Origin of the sequence: Paraburkholderia rhynchosiae, assembly GCF_002879865.1 — a bacterium.
Taxonomy (GTDB): Bacteria; Pseudomonadota; Gammaproteobacteria; order Burkholderiales; family Burkholderiaceae; genus Paraburkholderia; species Paraburkholderia rhynchosiae.
The window spans coordinates 107,482-123,347 of the sequence record NZ_PNXY01000023.1 but is presented as its reverse complement, the minus strand read 5'-3'; the positions used below and the strand labels follow the sequence as shown (position 1 = coordinate 123,347).

The following is a 15,866-nucleotide window of genomic DNA, read 5'->3' as shown; positions in this document are numbered from 1 at the left end:
AGGAACACAAACAGCAGACCCCCGCTCAGCCGATGCAGGATCGACACGCGCCCCGCCAGCGGAAGACGGTACGCCGTCAAGATCTGCCCGATACCGATGTTCCGGAATTCCGGCCTCGGTTTTTTTAATGTATCAGCCACAGTAGACCCCTTCGCCTCTTTAAATAAACACGACGCGTACCGCGCGATGGCGGTATTTTGTCGCACCACTGATATACTGTCCAATATCTATCGCGTCTTACTGAAATAGCTTTTCCAGATACCGGATGGAACTGCGTCATATTCGTTACTTTCTCGCGGTCGCCGAAGAGCGCAACGTCACTCGCGCGGCCGAACGGCTGGGCATCGGCCAACCGCCGCTCAGTCAGCAAATCCACGCCCTCGAAGACGAAATCGGCGTGCGGCTGTTTCGTCGCACAGGCCACGGCGTCGTGTTGACAGAGGCGGGAGAGGCATTCGCCAGCGACGCCAAGCGCATCTTGCACGACACACGCCTTGCCGTCGAAAAAGCGCAGAGCGCGGGGCGGGGCGAAATTGGGCAGCTCAATATCGGATTCACGGGCTCGGCTGCGTTCAATCCCGTTGTGTCGAAGCTGATCCGCGGCTATCGACAGGCTTATCCGAGCGTCACGCTCACGCTTGCCGAAGGCAACACGGCGCAACTGCTTGCTTATCTCCGCGACGGTCGTGTCGATGTCGCCTTCGTTCGCCTCGGCAGCCAATCGCCTGCGGGCGTGCAGTTCCATCACATCGCAATCGAGCCGATGAAAATCGTGCTGCCGGCAACGCATCGCCTCGCGAAGAAACGCAAGATCGCGCTGTCGGCATTGGCGGAAGATCCGTTCGTGATGCTTCCGCGGGAGGCGAGCCCCACGCTGCACGATGTGATTGTCGGGGCGTGTAGGGAGGCGGGCTTCGAGCCGATCGCCGGACAACAGGCGCCGCAGCTTTCGTCCGTGGTGAATCTGGTCGCGGCCGAGTTCGGTGTCTCGCTGGTGCCGGCGTCCGTGTGTCAAATTCAGGTCGAAGGCGTCGCTTATACCGACGTGCTCGGCAACGCCATTTCGATCCGGCTGGTGCTGGCCTCGCGTATGGAGGCAGCGCCAGCCAAGACGGCCAATTTCCTGGAGCAGGCGGTTGCGTTGGGCTCGTCGGTTACTTGACCGGTGATTGCCGCAACGCGCTTCAACGCGCGTTCCATGAACCGGTCGTAGATCTTTTCATCGGTCATGTTCTCGCGGTGAACGCGATCTTCGCGACGGGTTTGCTCGATGCGAGCGGCTTACCGGTTCCCAGGCCGAAGCCGTTCACCACATTCCACACGCCCCCAGGCAGCAAGTCGGTGCGCGACACCTGTCTCCTTTAGCAACACATCCGCGTTCGACTGCGTCAGCGTGCAACAACGGTGCTCACCTGGCGTAGAGCGATGATCCAGGTCATCAGCTCAGTTCCTGCCGGCCTGCTGAGCCTTGCGCCGCTCCACCAGTCCAATGGCATGCGACTTGCCTTGAACGGCTCGGCAGCCAGACTGCGTTCACGAGACCATGGCGCCGCCGCACGGCATCGCGTCGACAAACTCCAGGAGACAAGGATGAAAGCACGTTTAAGTTCGGCGACGCGGCCGAGGGCGCTTGCAATAGGCGTTGCCGCGGCCGTCAGTCTGATATGCGGATCGGCGGCGGTGGCCGACGACTATCCCGCCGTCACCTACGAGCGCCTGACGGCGGCGCAAAGCGATCCTGGCTGGCTCACGTACTACCGCACTTATAACGGCCAGGCGTATTCGCCGCTCAAGCAGATCGACACGACGAACGTGAAACAGCTCAAACAGGTCTGGAGCTACAAGTTTCCAGCGGAATTGCAACAGGGTTTCGAAGCGACGCCGATTGTCAACGGCCGCTATCTGTTCGTGACTACGCCCAAGGACAACGTCTATGCGTTCGATGCGGCAAGCGGCAAGCAACTGTGGAAGTTCGAGCCCAAGCTCGGCTCGGAATCGTTCAAGACGGCATGTTGCGATGTGATCAACCGCGGCGTCGCGTTGTACGGCAAGAACGTCTACATCGCGATGCTGAACGGCGAGGTCGTCGCACTCGATGCGCAGACGGGCGCGGTCGTGTGGCGCAAGGCGATGTTCGACCCGGGGCTGGGGTATGCGTTCTCGCTCGCGCCGCTCGCGCTCGACGGCGCGTTGGTGGTGGGCAGCGCGGGCGGGGAATACGGTGCGCGCGGCTTTATCGCGGCGTTGAGTCCGGACAACGGCAATGTGCTGTGGAAGCGTTTCACCGTGCCGGCGGCCAGCGAGAAAGGCGGCGACACATGGCCCAACGGCATGCAGGAGCATGGCGGCGCGCCAGCCTGGCTGACGGGTACGTATGACGCGGCATCGAAAACACTCTACTGGGGTGTGGGCAATCCTGGACCGTGGCTCGCCGACCTGCGGCCGGGCGACAACCTTTACTCGGACTCGCTGCTCGCGCTCGATCCGAAAACCGGCGATCTCAAATGGCACTACCAGTACACGAAACACGACACCTGGGACTATGACGGCGTCAACACGCCCGTGCTCGCCAACATCAAGTATCAGGACAAGGACTACGACGCCATTATCCATGCGGACCGTAACGGCTTCTTCCATGCAATCGACCGCGGCACGGGCAAGCTGATCTATGCGAAGCCCTTCGTTACCGCGACTTCGGTTACGGGCTATACGGCCGACGGCGCGCCGATCCAGGATGCGGCGAAATACCCGAAGGCCGGCACGACGATCGAAACATGTCCGAGCTTTCTCGGCGGCAAGAACTGGTGGTCGGTTTCGTACGATCCGGACAAGCATCTGGCGATCGTCCCCGCGTTGCATGCGTGCATGTCGCTATCCGGCAAGTCGGTGACTTATATGGAAGGTCTGCCGTATCTCGGCGAAGGGTTCGAGATCAAGCCGGAACCCGGCAGCAAGGGCTACGGCGAACTACAGGCGATCGACGTCAACACCGGCAAGAAAGTCTGGAGCCATTGGAGCAAGCTGCCGTGGAATGGCGGCGTTGCGACGACTGCGGGTGGCCTCGCCTTTAGCGGCTCGCTCGACGGCTACCTGTATGCGTTCGATGCGGCGACCGGCAAGGTGCTGTGGAAGAGCCCCAAACTCGCTAGCGGGATCGTGGCCCAGCCGTCGGTGTTCGAGATCGACGGCAAGCAGTATGTCGCGATTCTCGCCGGCTACGGCGGTGCGAACCCTATCTGGGGCGGTCCGATGGCCAAGGCCGCGGAGAAGATTCCGCGCGGCGGCACCCTCTACGTGTTCGCACTCAACCAAAGCTGATGTCCTCGCGGCCGCCGCGCCAGACTGCTCAACGCGCATTCGCGTGAGGAGGTGGAGCATGGCGGCCCGGCCTTTCCCGGAACAAGATCATGAAGACTCGACTCAATTCGTTTGCTCTCGCCAGTGTGGTGCTGGCCACCGGCGCGCTGCTGCCTGGCGTCGCCAGCGCGGGCGTGCGCGTCTGCACGTTTCCAGGCAGCCCGTCGACTGCGCTCGACGAGGCGGTCGCGCGCGAAGCGTTTCGCACGGCGGGTATTGCACTTTCGCTCGCACCCGGCGGTTTCAACAGCAGCGATGACGACGGCGTGTCGCTGAAGGAACTCGATACGGCGCTCGCGCGCAAATGCGACGTGATCGCCGGCTTTCCGCGCTCGACGGTCGCCGACGGCTCCGACAGCAAGCTGACTTTCTCCCGTGGCTACCTGCACTCTGGCTATGTGAGTGTGACGTTGGGCGAGTCGGCGGCACAAGCCGGCAGCGCCGAGGTGGTTGCGGCAACTTATGCAAGCCCCGCGCAGCTGATTGCCGTGCAGCAGCCCAACATCGAGCTCGATCTGGAGAACACCGCCGAACTTACCGTCGATGCCGTCGCAAGCGGACATGCGCAACGCGCGATCGTCTGGTATCCGGCAGTCGTGGCCTACTCGATCACTCATCCTGAGCGGCGCTTCAGGATTAGTGAAGCCGCTTCGGCGTATGCGGACTGGCATCTGGTGTTCGCGTTCGGCAAGAACGGTGCGGCGTTGCAGCCGCGCATCGACGCCGCGCTGCAGAAGATGGAATCCGACGGCAGGCTGGCAGAGTTGACGCGTGCGTGGGCCTTGCCTCGGATAGCGCAGGCGAGCCGGCCCGACGCATCCGCGTTTGCCTATCGTGACGGTCCGAGCCGTGTCGATACGGTGTCGCGAATCACGCGGGCCGGTGGCCGGCAAATTCAACCAGGCGGCTTCATCAAGGTCGATGCGAGCATGCCCATGGAGGTGCCCGGCTTCGATCGCGCACAAGTGGCGCACGGCAAGACCCTGTACTCGGGCGCGTGCGCGAAATGCCACGGTCCCGATCTGCAAGGCTTGAATGCGCCTGCGCTGCGCGGTCCCTCGTTCGCGCCGGCGGCGAATGCCAAGCTGACCATCGGCGGTGTGTATGGATACATGGCCAACAATATGCCGGCGGATCGTCCCGGCAAAATGAAGCCGCAGGATTACGCGGACATCATGGCGTTCCTGCTGTATTCGAACGGTTACAGCGCCGGCAAGAGCAAGCTGACGGACGAGCATGCGAAGGCGTCGTCGACGCCGCTCAACGCGGGTGCTTCGCAATAGCGGAAACAGCCGCAATAGCCGGAACTGCGGCAACTGCCGCAATAGCGAAAACGCCCGGCGATTCCCTGTCGTTCAGGAGAATCGCCGGGCGTTGTAACCAATGCATCAGAAGCGCGAATCTTGACCTTCATGAGCGATGCTCCGGACGCCGCCGAACCGGGTCACGCGTTGTGACCGGCGGGCGGCGCTTCGTCGTTGCTTAAGCGTTGCTTCAGCGATTGGCGATATACATCGTGATTTCAAAGCCGAAACGCAGATCGGTATAGGCGGGGGTGGTCCACTGCATGGCTGTCTCCTTGGATACGACATGGATTGAAGAACCGCATTCTGGAAGCGGTCATCAGCTTAAACGCAAGGTCTATGCCGAGCGTATCGAACCGTGTTTTCGGCGTATTCACGCGCTATGAGAGCGCTAAATCTCGAACTGAAACATCGCTGCAAATGAATGCGCGTTTTGTCGCGCGAATACAGCGCCTTGCACGCGGCGCCCGCTGCCGCGCACTGTTCAATTGCAGTACACCCGTGTTGCAGAATGGAGCAGTGCCTCGGCGGCGAGCGCAATCGGACGAGCGGACAATCACGCAGCGTCTTCTCTATGGTTGGCGCCCTGCGCCGGCAGCTTGCGATAGATGGTATTGCGCGAAATGCCGAGCGTGCGAGCCGCGGCCGACACATTGCCGCCATGCTGGGCCAGCGCGTTGGCGATCACGCTGGCGGCGACGTCGTGGAGCCGTCCGCTGGGCAGAGACGGCGCTTCGCGGGCTTGCGCGACCGGCGACGCTGGGCCGACACTGCGCAAGTCGTCGAAGAAGTCGTCAGGCAGATGCTCGCGCCGGATTTCGCCGTCCGCATCGACCATGACGGCGGCAGTGCGCAGCAGGTTGCCGAGTTGCCGGAAATTGCCGGGCCACACGCATTGCTCGAACAGCTTCATGACGTCATCCGCAACGCTGAGCGGTTGGCCGTCGGCGTTCTCGGACGACGCGCAATGCAGCATCTTTTGAATCACGGTCGCCAGGTCGGTGCGCTCGCGCAAGGGCGGCAATTTCACTACGAGTCCGTTCAGGCGGTAGTACAAATCTTCGCGGAAGCGGTTCTGCGCGATCATTGCGCGCAGATCGCGATGGGTCGCGCAAATGATCGCAACATCGACTGGAATCGATTTGGCGGAGCCAAGCGGATTGACGAGGCGCTCCTGCAGCACGCGCAACAGCCGGACTTGCAGCGGATAGGGCATGTCGCCGATCTCGTCGAGAAAGAGCGTGCCGCCATTGGCCTGCAGCAGTTTGCCGACGGCACCTTTGCGCCGCGCGCCGGTGAAGGCGCCTTCTTCATAGCCGAACAGTTCCGATTCGATCAGCGTTTCAGGTATCGACGCGCAGTTGACCGCGACGAACGGCGCTGCGCTGCGTGGCGAATCGTTATGGATGGCCTGCGCGAGCAGTTCCTTGCCGGTGCCGGTTTCGCCGGTGATCAGGATCGGAATGTTCTTGCCGATCACCTTGCGCACCTTCGTGATTACCGCGGCAATCTGCGGATCGCCGGTGTCGAGGTAAGCCAGCCTCGATAGCGGATTGACGGGCGCCGCCGCGGATTCGCCGCGCTGCGCAGCCGCCGCCTCCACTCGCACGTTGGGTGGCGCGGCGGCGTCCTCGGCATGCGTAGCGCGCCGGAACTCGACGTGCGCACACACCACCGCACCGTTGCTCAGGTTTAGCGACAGATGACGATCGCGATGCGTGCGCAAGCGGTCGATCAGCTGAGGACTGGTGAGGCCGAACAGCGACGACAGCGTATGCGCCCGCAATCCCGCAAGCGGCAGGCCGAGCTGGAACTGCGCGCTGCGATTCGCGGACAGGAAGCGGCCGTCGCAGGTGAACGCGGCGATGCCTTCCATCAAGGTGCCGAGAAACTCGGGGCGGCCGTGAAAGGCAATCTGCAACGTCTCGCGAAAGGTATTGGTGAACAGATGATTTTCGATCATCTGCACGGACATTTTTGCGAGCGCCAATGTGTGCTGGTGATAGCTGCGATGATCGCCGGTAACGTCGAGCACGCCGATGAGATCACCATACGGATCGAGGATCGGCACGCTGGAGCACGTGAGAAAGCGGTTGGCTGCGAGATAGTGCTGCTGGCCATGCACGACGGTCGCGGAGCGTTCGGCGAGGGCGGTGCCGATCGCATTGGTGCCTTGCCGGTCCTCGGCCCAGTTCGCGCCCGGACGCAGCGCGACTTTCTCGGCTCGCCGCAGAAAGTCGTCGTCGCCGATCGAATGAAGGATCAGGCCTTGGGCGTCGGTCAGCACGATCATGCTCTGAGTGTTCACGATCTGCTCATGCAGCGTTTCCATCACCGGCGTGGCGTGTGCGCACAGGATGCGGTTCTGCTCCAGCTTCAGTGCGAGTTCGGCGGCCGGCAGCACGTCATAGTCGGGGCGCATGGACGCACTCAAACCGAAGACTTCCGAACGTTCGTGGGACTTCTGAATCGACGGCGTGAGCCCGCAAGCCTCGCGCGGGGCGATTTCTGTTACGGCGTGACAGGTGTCATCGCGCATTGTCTCCTCCTGGTCGGGCCCTGATCGCTTTGCCGGGGCCGTACTGGTGCGACAGGGATGCAAATTACGCGCCAGGCTCATTCGAACGCTGGCGGCGTTGCGATAGCTGACGTCTTTCCCCGCCAGATGGTTCAATCGCAAGCAACGAAGCGACTGCGGCCACGCGATGCGGTATGTCCACGTTTTGGCTGATGAACCCAGGGAGGCAACATGTCGATTGATATCGCGAACTTGACACCCGGCTGGTCACTAACCGGCGGCCTTGTGATCGGCGCCGCGGCTGCCGTGCTCGTCCTGTTTAACGGACGTATCGCCGGCATCAGCGGAATTCTGGACGGCTTGCTGGGCTCGCCGCTCAAGGACGCGGCATGACGTGTCGCTTTTCTCGCGGGGCTTATCGGGGCGCCGGTAGTGGCAAGCCTGGCAGGCAAATCAATAGCGCCCGATATCCAGGCCGGTTGGGGCGAACTGGTCGTCGCCGGTTTGCGGGTCGGTATCGGCACGCGTTACGCGAGCGGTTGTACGAGCGGGCATGGCGTCTGTGGCATCTCGCGCGGCTCGATCCGCTCGCTTGCGGCGACGGCAACATTTACGGCGAGTGGCGTCGTCGAGCGCCTTTTGCAACTGCGAAAAGATGAGCAACACGGCGAGCGTGTAGCGCTTGGCCGGCTTTAGAGAGCGCATCTCGTGCACATCGAGCGCCCGCGCCTCGATAACGAGCTGCGTGCGCTTGCGTGCCGAGAGGATGTCCGGCGCCGGCGGTAAGCCGTCGGCCTGCTCCGCCATGACCCGGATGTGCTTGAGGAAACTGGCCACCTCACGCGGCCGCGGTCGTTTCGGCTCGCGCTTCAATTCATCCCAGGTCGTGCGCCCCGGACGTGCTTTGAAGAGATCGTCGAGCCAGGCTTTTTGTGGGTCGTCGAGCGCGATATGGATTTTTAGACCCATAAATCGCCAGAATTTGCAGGGGAAGTACGACAACCTCCGGCAAGACACGCTCGCCCGGGCAGGCAAACGTCTAATGCGTTCCACCTCGCCCCGACGGCCAAAGCCATAAGTAAAGCGAACCCATCATCGTCTTTTTTATTGCTTTACCCGCTCCTCGTTCTACCCGACAGTAACCTCAGCGCGCCGCCACGGCAGCTTGCAGCTGAAACGCGATTGATCAGTGCTGACGGCTGCCTACGACAACGATGACCTGCATTGCAGAAAATCTGCGGGTCCGGAGACGAGACGATGACTCATATGGAACCCTAATCAACTACCGGCTCACGAGGTCAAGGCCGGTCACTTCGGCCAACACACGGCCCGCCCGGCCATGGGCATATCACGTTGCCGCTATCTCTGTTAAAGACGCTGGAATTATCGCGTCATCGCGATACACGCCTGCAGGGGCCTCTCAAACAGGTGATGCCTAACTGGGAATTTAGGACCACCGAAAACCATGCCGCCCCTGCAAGTTTCACCATGCTCAATATCAAAGATATCGATGTTTTGTTATCAAAATTATCAGGCAGACAGGACATCGAGATGAAAACTTCAATTAATGATTAAGTCCCGGACAGCTTTTTATATTTAACCGACATTAATACTGGATTCGATATGTCTAACCAAGTGATTTTGCCGCGCATCCTTGAGGTCGGCGCCAATGCCAGCGAGACAGTTCCCGCGGTTCTGGCGACTCTCGGCTGCAGTCGCCCCCTGATCATCACCGACAAGATGATGGTGCAGCTGGGTTATGCCGGGCGCATTCAGGAAAATCTCTCCGCCAATGGCATGGCAGCCGAAATGTTCGCTGATACGGTCCCCGAGCCCACGGTTGACTCGATTCGAGCTGGCGTGGAGAAGGCTCGCGCAGGAGACTATGACAGCATCATCGCACTGGGCGGCGGCAGTCCTATCGACAGCGCCAAGGCGATTGGCATTCTTGCCAGGCATGGTGGAGAAATGCGCGACTATAAGTTTCCGCGCATTGTTACCGAGATTGGGTTGCCCATTATCGCGGTGCCCACCACCGCGGGAACCGGCTCGGAAGTGACCCGTTTCACGATCATCACTGATGAGCAGAACGACGAAAAAATGCTCTGCGTGGGCATCGGCTTCATGCCCGTGGCAGCCTTGGTCGACTACGGCCTGACCCTCAGCCTGCCGCCGCGCGTCACCGCCGATACGGGTATTGATGCGCTGACCCACGCGATCGAGGCCTACGTCAGCCAGAAAGGCAACCTGTACAGCGACAGTCAGGCCCTGACGGCCATGCGCTTGATTGGCCCGAACCTGCGTAAAGCCTATCGATCCGGCCAGGATACAACCGCCCGCGAAGCCGTGATGCTCGGTTCGACGCTCGCCGGTGTGGCGTTTTCCGCTGCGTCCGTGGCGCTGGTACACGGCATGAGTCGACCGATCGGCGCCTTTTTCCACGTTCCCCACGGGCTGTCCAACGCCATGCTGCTGCCCAGTGTGACCGCGTTCTCGATCCCGGCGGCGGAAGAACGCTACGCTGATTGCGCTCGTGCCATGGGCGTGGCCGACAGGCAGGACAGTACGCAGGCCGCCAATGCCAGGTTGCTCGCTGAATTGCGGTCGATCAACGATGACCTTCAGGTGCCGACGCCCGAACAATTCGGTATCGACCGCGAGCGCTTCTTCAACTTAATGCCGACCATGGCACAGCAGGCTCTGGCCTCCGGCTCGCCTGGCAATAATCCACGCGTGCCCTCGGTCGAGGAAATGGTCGAGCTCTACCGCGGTCTCTGGTAAGCGAATACCAATAAAACTGCATCTGATCTATCGCAGTCAAGGTCGTTCAGATGCGACAACAACAACTCTTGGCGTGGGAATCAGAACCCTGGTCCCATCGCCGCATTTTTGCGGCCCTTAGAGCCTGTTCCGATCCTCGCAAGGAGTTTAAAATGGAGCCCTTCAACGACGACGCAGACGTGGTTCACTTCATCAACGGTCGCCGCGTGCCAGGCTCAGGCACTCGAAAGCAGCCGATATTCAAAGTCTCCACTGCAAAACCCGCTACTGCTCCCGTGCTGGCACATCCCGGCACGGGAGAGCACACCAACGGTCCTGAAGTCGCAGGCCTTCAAATCCGTACGGAAGCGCCCGACATCATGCGCCGCGGCGAATGTCGACAACCGTTCGACCGCTGAGCTTTCCATCCATCATTTGCACGGCTGCCTCCGGCACGTCGGGCAAAGCTATCAGGTGCGTGAGTTCGGCGAGCTTTGCTCGATCCAGATCCGCAGCGAGCCGATTCCACGCCGTGTGACGATGAGCGATCGGACACATAACCGAGTCGATACCCAGCAGTTTTATACCGCGCAGAATGAACGGCGCAACGTTCGCCGGAAACTCCATGCCTTGCGCGAGACCACACGCCGTCACGACGCCGCCATATTTCGTCTGTGCGCATGCGTTGGCAAGCGTATGCGAGCCGACAGAATCGACAACTGCTGCCCAGCGTTCTTTCTGCAACGGCTTGCCGGTTGCCGACAGCGTGTCCCGATCAACCACATCGGCGGCGCCGATACGCTCGAGAAAATGCGCCTGCTCCGGCTTACCCGTCGACGCCACGACCGTAAATCCCCAACTGCTCAATAGCGAGATTGCCACGCTGCCCACCCCGCCACTCGCGCCGGTCACGAGCACTTCACCGTCGGCCGGCTTGACACCGGCCTGTTCCAGCGCAAGGCAGGATAGCATCGCCGTGTAACCGGCCGTCCCGATTGCCATGCTTTCGGCCGTTGATAGTCCCTGCGGTACCGCAATGAGCCAGTCGGCCTTCAGGCGGGCTTTCTCTGCGAGGCACCCCCAGTGTGTTTCGCCGAGGCCCCATCCGTTGACGAGGACAATATCGCCCGCTTTCCAGCGAGAATCTGTCGATGTCACCACCTCGCCGGCGCCATCGATACCCGCGACCATTGGCCAGGCGCGCACGACCGGACCGCGGTTCGTGACCGCTAGCGCGTCCTTGTAGTTAAGCGTCGAGTGTGCGATACGAACGAGCACTTCGCCGGCTGCGAGGGGATGGTCGTCGAGGGTTCGGTCATCGAGGCTGGTAACCCCGGCCGAAAATCCGTTGTCATTCTGCTGCAGATAAATGGCTGAAAAAGACATGCTTGTCCTCTCTGACGGTGAACGCAGGCCGTCAGGCGAGGCGAAATGCTACATCCAGACAACATAAACCATGCAAGGATGTACCATTTCGCCCCATGCCTGAGGGCTTCCACGGGCATAAGGCGACAGGTGTCGCGGCAAGTAATGTCATGTCGCTATCTGTCGCGCCGCGCTTCTGGACCTCAGCCCCTCCATCGCCACCAGAAGCAGGCTGGAAAACACAATGAGAATTGTCGCAAGGGCAGCAATCGTCGGAGTAATGTTTTCGCGGAGACCGATGAACATCTGCAACGGCAACGTACCTTGTGTCGGACCCGCGATGAACATCGTGATGACAACATCATCGAGCGACGTGGCGAATGCAAACAGGGCTCCAGAAATCACGCCCGGCGCAATGATCGGCAGGGTGACGGAGAAGAACGTCCTGACGGGCGACGCACCGAGGCTCAGGCTCGCGCGCACGTAATTCTGGTTGAACCCGGCAAGGGTGGCGTTGACAGTCACCACCACGAATGGAGCTGCGATAGCGGTATGACCGAAAATCAGACCAAGGTACGACCCGGCTAAGCCCCACTTCGCAAAGAACAGATACATCCCGACGGCAGTGACGATCACCGGCACGATCATCGGCGAGATCAAAATGCCGATCAGCGCGCCCTTGCCTTTGAACGTCGCCTTGTTGAGGCCTAACGCGGCCAACGTCCCGAGGACAGTGGCCAGGATCGTGGCAAGCGGGGTTATGATGAAGCTGTTTTTTCCGGCACGAAGCCAGTCGATGGACGTAAACAGATTGTGGTACCACTTGAACGAGAACTTGTGTATCGGGTAGACCAGGAATGTATTGTCCGTGAAAGAAAGCGGGATGATCACCAGTATCGGCAAGACCAGAAACAGCAGGATCATGACATTGGTCGATCGCAAAAAGTAGTGCCACGCGATCTCGGGAGCCGATGTATAAGGTGCAAAACGCGATACCGTCGTTTTCATGGTGCTAACCTACCTTCAGTTCGTTGCCGACGATCTTTCGATAAACGCCGAAGAGAATCAGCGTCACAAGAAGCAGAACCGCTCCCAGTGCGCACGCCATCCCCCAGTTCAAGGCAACATTCGTGAAATACGCGATGTAGTAGCTCACCATCTGGTCACCTGCTCCGCCCAGCAATGCGGGAGTGATGTAGTAGCCCAACGCCGTGATGAATACCAGCAGTCCGCCCGCGCCGACTCCCGGCAGCGTTTGCGGAAAGTAGACCTTCCAGAACGCGCCAAACGGGTGACTACCCAGCGAGACCGCTGCCTTCGTATAGCTGGCTGGCACCGATTTCATGACGCTGTACAGCGGCAGGATCATGAACGGCAGGAGGATATGAGTCATCGAAACCAGCACTCCCGTCCGGTTGAACAGCAGTGTCAATGGAGACGATATCAGGTCCAGCGACAGCAACGCCTTATTGACGAGGCCCGATCCTTGAAGGATGACGATCCAGGCGGAGATCCGCACAAGGATCGAAGTCCAGAAGGGAAGGAGCACCAGAATCATCAGCAGATTTGCCTTACCCGCCGGCAGGCCGGAGATCCAGTATGCCAGGGGGTAGCCGAGGAGCAGCGCGGCGAGCGTTACCAGGCCGCTAATCACGAACGTTCGCTTGAATACCTCCTGATATGCCGAGGCGCCTGGATCAACCGGAACAATGTCACCGGCAGAATTGCGACGGTAGTCCGTCGTCGCGAGGAGATACTGGCTTGTGTATCGGGATGAATCTTTAGCGATTGCCTGCCAGTAACCGGGATCTTGCCAACGCCTGTCGATTTCGATCAGCTTTTGTCGAACCTCGTGCGCAGGCAGCGCTGAATCATTGTCGCCGAACGGAAGCGCGCTCGAAGTCTTGTAAAACAATGAACGGAAACCCTCCTTCTGCCCGTTCAGTCGACCGGCTGCGGTTCCCGAACTGTTGTTCCCCCCGTTGCGCTCGATATCCAGCATCAGCCCGCGAAAGGCGTCATCCGGAACTGCCGAGTTCCCCTCCCAGTTTCGCAGCGCCGCCGTCGTGTCTGGCAACGCGTCAACGACTTCCGGACTCTGAATCGACCGGGAAATCATCGACGCAACGGGCATCACGAATACCAGAAAAATGAAAAGAGCGAGAGGAGCGACCAGCGCCAGCGCCGCCATCTGCTTACGTAAATTCACGTTCCTCAGCGATCGCTTGAGCTCACGCAAATGCCAATCCTGCTGCTGAGTAGTTACTGCGCTCATGTCTCTCTCCTTAACGCGTACCCAAACGTTCGAGGGATGGGTACGCGATTCGCGTTACCTCGCTGCCCACGCGGTGAAACGCTGTTCTAGCGCGTCGCCGTGGTCGGTCCAGAACTCTACGTCGTTGGGGATAGCGTCCTTGCCGTTCTTCGGCGAGTTAGGCAGGTTTGCAAGAGTGGCTGCATCAAGCAGCTTTATGGTGCCCTTGTTCGTTGGCCCGTACGGAATGTGCTGCGCGAACGCAGCTTGGGCCTGAGGTTCGAGCACGTAGGCAATGTACTTCTCGGCTGCATCCTTATTTTTTGAGCCCTTCGGAATCACGAAAAAGTCCAGCTCATAGATGCTTTGGTCCCACGAGATACCCAGGTTCTTGTTCCCTGCCCGCATTGCGGCATCGATGCGGCCGTTGTACGCGGTGGACATCGAAACATCACCGGCGACCAGGAACTGCGGCGGCTGTGCGCCAGCCTCCCACCACTGAATGTATGGCTTGAGTCCGTCCATCTTCTTGAACGCCCGGTTGACGCCAGCCTCTGTGCCCAGCACGGTGTACACGTCTTTCGCCGGCACGCCATCTGCCATCAGTGCGAATTCGAGGTTATAACGTGCCTCCTTCTTCATGCCACGCTTGCCAGGAAATTTCTTGATGTCCCAAAAATCCTTCCAGCCCTGTGGCGTGCCCTTCGTCAGCGTGGGGTTGTAGGCCAGCACGGTCGACCACACGAATGTGCCGGCAGCGCAGGGAGTCACCGATCCAGGCAACAGATCACCCTTTTTCCCGATCTTCGACCAGTCGAGCTTCTCGAAGAGCCCGTCCTGACAGCCGCGTCCGATGTCTGCCGACTCGACTTCAACGACATCCCACGTGACATCTTTGGCGTCGACCATCGCTTTGACTTTGGCCATTTCGCCCGTGTACTCAATCGCATTCGTCGGAATACCGCTCGCTTTCGAGAACGGTTCAACCCAGGCAGCCTTCTCGGCGTTCCCCACGGCGCCACCGTAATTGACCGTCGTAAGGCCGCCGGCCAATGCGAAAGCGGAAAAACACATCATGGCAGCCACGCTGACCGTATTTCTAAAGAAACTCATTTCGTTCTCCTTGGCACAAGGTGATTTCGCTACGCGCGGTCAATTGAAAACTCTCAGATGATCTTCATGAAACGACAACGCGATTCGATTTCCCGGTTGGACATGGGCCGCCCCGTCCTGCCCGAGCGGGACCTTCACGAAACACTCTGTTTCTCCGGGGCAGCGGCAGCGTAGCCGGACGTGATCGCCGAAGTAGATCATCCCAAGCGTTTCACTGTTGATGACATTGCGCTGCCTTTCGGATTGCCGCCCAATCGAGAGCCGCTCGGGACGGATCACCCCTGTGGCGTGGCTACCGACATTGACCCCGGCAACATTCAGCGCACGTACGGTCGTACCGTCTGCAATGCGCAACTCGCAATAATTACCGTCCCGGCTTACGACGGTGCCGTTCACCCGGTTACTGTCACCAATGAAGTTGGCTACAAACAGATTCGTTGGCGATTCGTAGAGCGAGTCGACCCGGTCGAGCTGTTGAATCACCCCCTGATCAAAGACTGCTACTCGATCTGACATCGTGAGCGCCTCACCTTGATCGTGTGTGACGTACACAAAGGTCAGGCCAAGGGATTCGTGCAATGCCTTGAGTTCTATCTGCATGTGCTCGCGCAGCTGTTTGTCCAGCGCGCCAAGCGGTTCGTCCATCAGCACAAGTTTTGGGTTGAACACCAACGCACGCGCAAGCGCCACTCGCTGTTGCTGACCGCCTGAGAGCTGACCTGGCATTCGCTTACCCAGCTTTTCCATGTGGACCATCTCGAGCGCCCGCTTGACGCGTGTGGCCCGCTCGTCTGGCGGCAGCTTGCGAACCTTGAGGGGATACTCGAGGTTCTGTCCGACGGTCAGGTGTGGGAAGAGTGCATAGTTCTGAAATACCATTCCGATGTCGCGTTTATGCGGCGGAATACGATTGAGCAACTGACCGTCCAGCCAGATTTCTCCATCGGTCGGGTATTCAAACCCGGCGAGCATCATGAGACAGGTGGTCTTTCCCGAGCCGGACGGACCGAGCAAAGTGAGAAACTCCCCCTTCTGGATGTCGAGATTCAGGCCTTTGACGACGAGTGTTTCTCCGTCGTAAGTCTTCCGAACATTGCGGAAGCTCACAAATGTGTTGCCCTGGTTTTGCATGATCGTTACCTCAGTGTCTTTCGGTGCGGAAGGCACCTGGCAGCGCCGGCGGTAGCGCTGTGTC

The 15,866-nt window shown here is 60.0% G+C and carries 14 protein-coding genes and 2 pseudogenes; 6 read left to right on the top strand and 10 right to left on the bottom strand.

Annotation, left to right across the window (positions count from 1 at the left end; translation table 11 throughout):
- Positions 1-140 (bottom strand): succinate dehydrogenase, cytochrome b556 subunit (locus C0Z16_RS26735; RefSeq protein WP_425179465.1); only part of this gene is annotated, 140 nt, incomplete at its 3' end.
- Positions 141-265: 125 nt separating this feature from the next.
- Here C0Z16_RS26735 and C0Z16_RS26730 point away from each other — a divergent pair.
- A complete protein-coding gene (locus C0Z16_RS26730) occupies positions 266-1,162 on the top strand; it encodes a LysR family transcriptional regulator (protein WP_102635069.1) in 897 nt (298 codons plus the stop codon).
- 64 nt (positions 1,163-1,226) lie between these two features.
- Here C0Z16_RS26730 and C0Z16_RS39380 read toward each other — a convergent pair whose 3' ends face one another.
- A complete protein-coding gene (locus tag C0Z16_RS39380) occupies positions 1,227-1,352 on the bottom strand; it encodes a hypothetical protein (protein ID WP_279635080.1) in 126 nt (41 codons plus the stop codon).
- 238 nt (positions 1,353-1,590) lie between these two features.
- Here C0Z16_RS39380 and C0Z16_RS26725 point away from each other — a divergent pair, with 238 nt between their 5' ends.
- Positions 1,591-3,318 (top strand): methanol/ethanol family PQQ-dependent dehydrogenase, encoded by a 1,728-nt coding sequence (locus tag C0Z16_RS26725; RefSeq protein ID WP_102635068.1) that lies wholly within the window; start codon positions 1,591-1,593, stop codon positions 3,316-3,318.
- 89 nt (positions 3,319-3,407) lie between these two features.
- The gene (locus C0Z16_RS26720) at positions 3,408-4,640 is read left to right on the top strand and encodes a c-type cytochrome (protein WP_102635067.1); all 1,233 of its coding nucleotides are present in this window, start codon (positions 3,408-3,410) and stop codon (positions 4,638-4,640) included.
- 211 nt (positions 4,641-4,851) lie between these two features.
- Here C0Z16_RS26720 and pqqA read toward each other — a convergent pair whose 3' ends face one another.
- Positions 4,852-4,926 (bottom strand): pyrroloquinoline quinone precursor peptide PqqA, encoded by a 75-nt coding sequence (gene pqqA, locus C0Z16_RS26715; RefSeq protein ID WP_006410019.1) that lies wholly within the window; start codon positions 4,924-4,926, stop codon positions 4,852-4,854.
- 291 nt (positions 4,927-5,217) lie between these two features.
- Complete coding sequence (locus tag C0Z16_RS26710) at positions 5,218-7,200, bottom strand: sigma-54-dependent Fis family transcriptional regulator (RefSeq protein ID WP_102635066.1); 1,983 nt, start codon at positions 7,198-7,200, stop codon at positions 5,218-5,220.
- A gap of 210 nt (positions 7,201-7,410) precedes the next feature.
- Here C0Z16_RS26710 and C0Z16_RS26705 point away from each other — a divergent pair.
- Positions 7,411-7,875 (top strand): annotated as a pseudogene (locus tag C0Z16_RS26705) (YeeE/YedE family protein).
- Here C0Z16_RS26705 and C0Z16_RS26700 read toward each other — a convergent pair.
- Positions 7,804-8,127: pseudogene (locus C0Z16_RS26700) on the bottom strand (Tn3 family transposase); the annotation flags it as partial. The pseudogenes C0Z16_RS26705 and C0Z16_RS26700 sit on opposite strands and share 72 nt — an antisense overlap.
- A 675-nt stretch (positions 8,128-8,802) precedes the next feature.
- Between C0Z16_RS26700 and C0Z16_RS26695 the strand changes: the two are divergent.
- Together C0Z16_RS26695 and C0Z16_RS37510 are read left to right on the top strand one after the other, a co-directional pair.
- Entirely contained in the window at positions 8,803-9,960 is a 1,158-nt protein-coding gene (locus C0Z16_RS26695; RefSeq protein ID WP_102635065.1) for an iron-containing alcohol dehydrogenase, read from the top strand.
- Between the two features lie 152 nt (positions 9,961-10,112).
- On the top strand, positions 10,113-10,358 hold the full coding sequence (locus C0Z16_RS37510) for a hypothetical protein (RefSeq protein WP_146014356.1): 246 nt from the start codon (positions 10,113-10,115) through the stop codon (positions 10,356-10,358).
- Here C0Z16_RS37510 and acuI read toward each other — a convergent pair.
- The 5 genes from acuI to C0Z16_RS26670 all read right to left on the bottom strand — a co-directional run bounded on the left by acuI (position 10,318) and on the right by C0Z16_RS26670 (position 15,802).
- Positions 10,318-11,325: an acrylyl-CoA reductase (NADPH) gene (gene acuI / locus C0Z16_RS26690; RefSeq protein ID WP_102635064.1), complete on the bottom strand. Its 1,008-nt coding sequence runs from the start codon at positions 11,323-11,325 to the stop codon at positions 10,318-10,320. The two genes, C0Z16_RS37510 and acuI, sit on opposite strands and share 41 nt — an antisense overlap.
- 147 nt (positions 11,326-11,472) lie before the next feature.
- Positions 11,473-12,312: an ABC transporter permease gene (locus tag C0Z16_RS26685; protein WP_102635063.1), complete on the bottom strand. Its 840-nt coding sequence runs from the start codon at positions 12,310-12,312 to the stop codon at positions 11,473-11,475.
- A 4-nt stretch (positions 12,313-12,316) separates the two neighbouring features.
- Positions 12,317-13,579, bottom strand: a complete 1,263-nt coding sequence (locus C0Z16_RS26680; RefSeq protein ID WP_102635062.1) for an ABC transporter permease — start codon at positions 13,577-13,579, stop codon at positions 12,317-12,319.
- A 54-nt stretch (positions 13,580-13,633) separates the two neighbouring features.
- Positions 13,634-14,671, bottom strand: a complete 1,038-nt coding sequence (locus C0Z16_RS26675; RefSeq protein ID WP_102635061.1) for a polyamine ABC transporter substrate-binding protein — start codon at positions 14,669-14,671, stop codon at positions 13,634-13,636.
- Between the two features lie 39 nt (positions 14,672-14,710).
- Entirely contained in the window at positions 14,711-15,802 is a 1,092-nt protein-coding gene (locus C0Z16_RS26670) for an ABC transporter ATP-binding protein (protein WP_102635060.1), read from the bottom strand.
- Positions 15,803-15,866 lie beyond the last annotated feature (64 nt).

Coding starts and splice junctions, on each gene's coding strand:
- C0Z16_RS26730 (WP_102635069.1), top strand. CDS start 266: ATGGAACTGCGTCATATTCGTTACTTTCTCGCGGTCGCCGAAGAGCGC.
- C0Z16_RS26725 (WP_102635068.1), top strand. CDS start 1,591: ATGAAAGCACGTTTAAGTTCGGCGACGCGGCCGAGGGCGCTTGCAATA.
- C0Z16_RS26720 (WP_102635067.1), top strand. CDS start 3,408: ATGAAGACTCGACTCAATTCGTTTGCTCTCGCCAGTGTGGTGCTGGCC.
- C0Z16_RS26710 (WP_102635066.1), bottom strand. CDS start 7,200: ATGCGCGATGACACCTGTCACGCCGTAACAGAAATCGCCCCGCGCGAG.
- C0Z16_RS26695 (WP_102635065.1), top strand. CDS start 8,803: ATGTCTAACCAAGTGATTTTGCCGCGCATCCTTGAGGTCGGCGCCAAT.
- C0Z16_RS37510 (WP_146014356.1), top strand. CDS start 10,113: ATGGAGCCCTTCAACGACGACGCAGACGTGGTTCACTTCATCAACGGT.
- acuI (WP_102635064.1), bottom strand. CDS start 11,325: ATGTCTTTTTCAGCCATTTATCTGCAGCAGAATGACAACGGATTTTCG.
- C0Z16_RS26685 (WP_102635063.1), bottom strand. CDS start 12,312: ATGAAAACGACGGTATCGCGTTTTGCACCTTATACATCGGCTCCCGAG.
- C0Z16_RS26680 (WP_102635062.1), bottom strand. CDS start 13,579: ATGAGCGCAGTAACTACTCAGCAGCAGGATTGGCATTTGCGTGAGCTC.
- C0Z16_RS26675 (WP_102635061.1), bottom strand. CDS start 14,671: ATGAGTTTCTTTAGAAATACGGTCAGCGTGGCTGCCATGATGTGTTTT.
- C0Z16_RS26670 (WP_102635060.1), bottom strand. CDS start 15,802: ATGCAAAACCAGGGCAACACATTTGTGAGCTTCCGCAATGTTCGGAAG.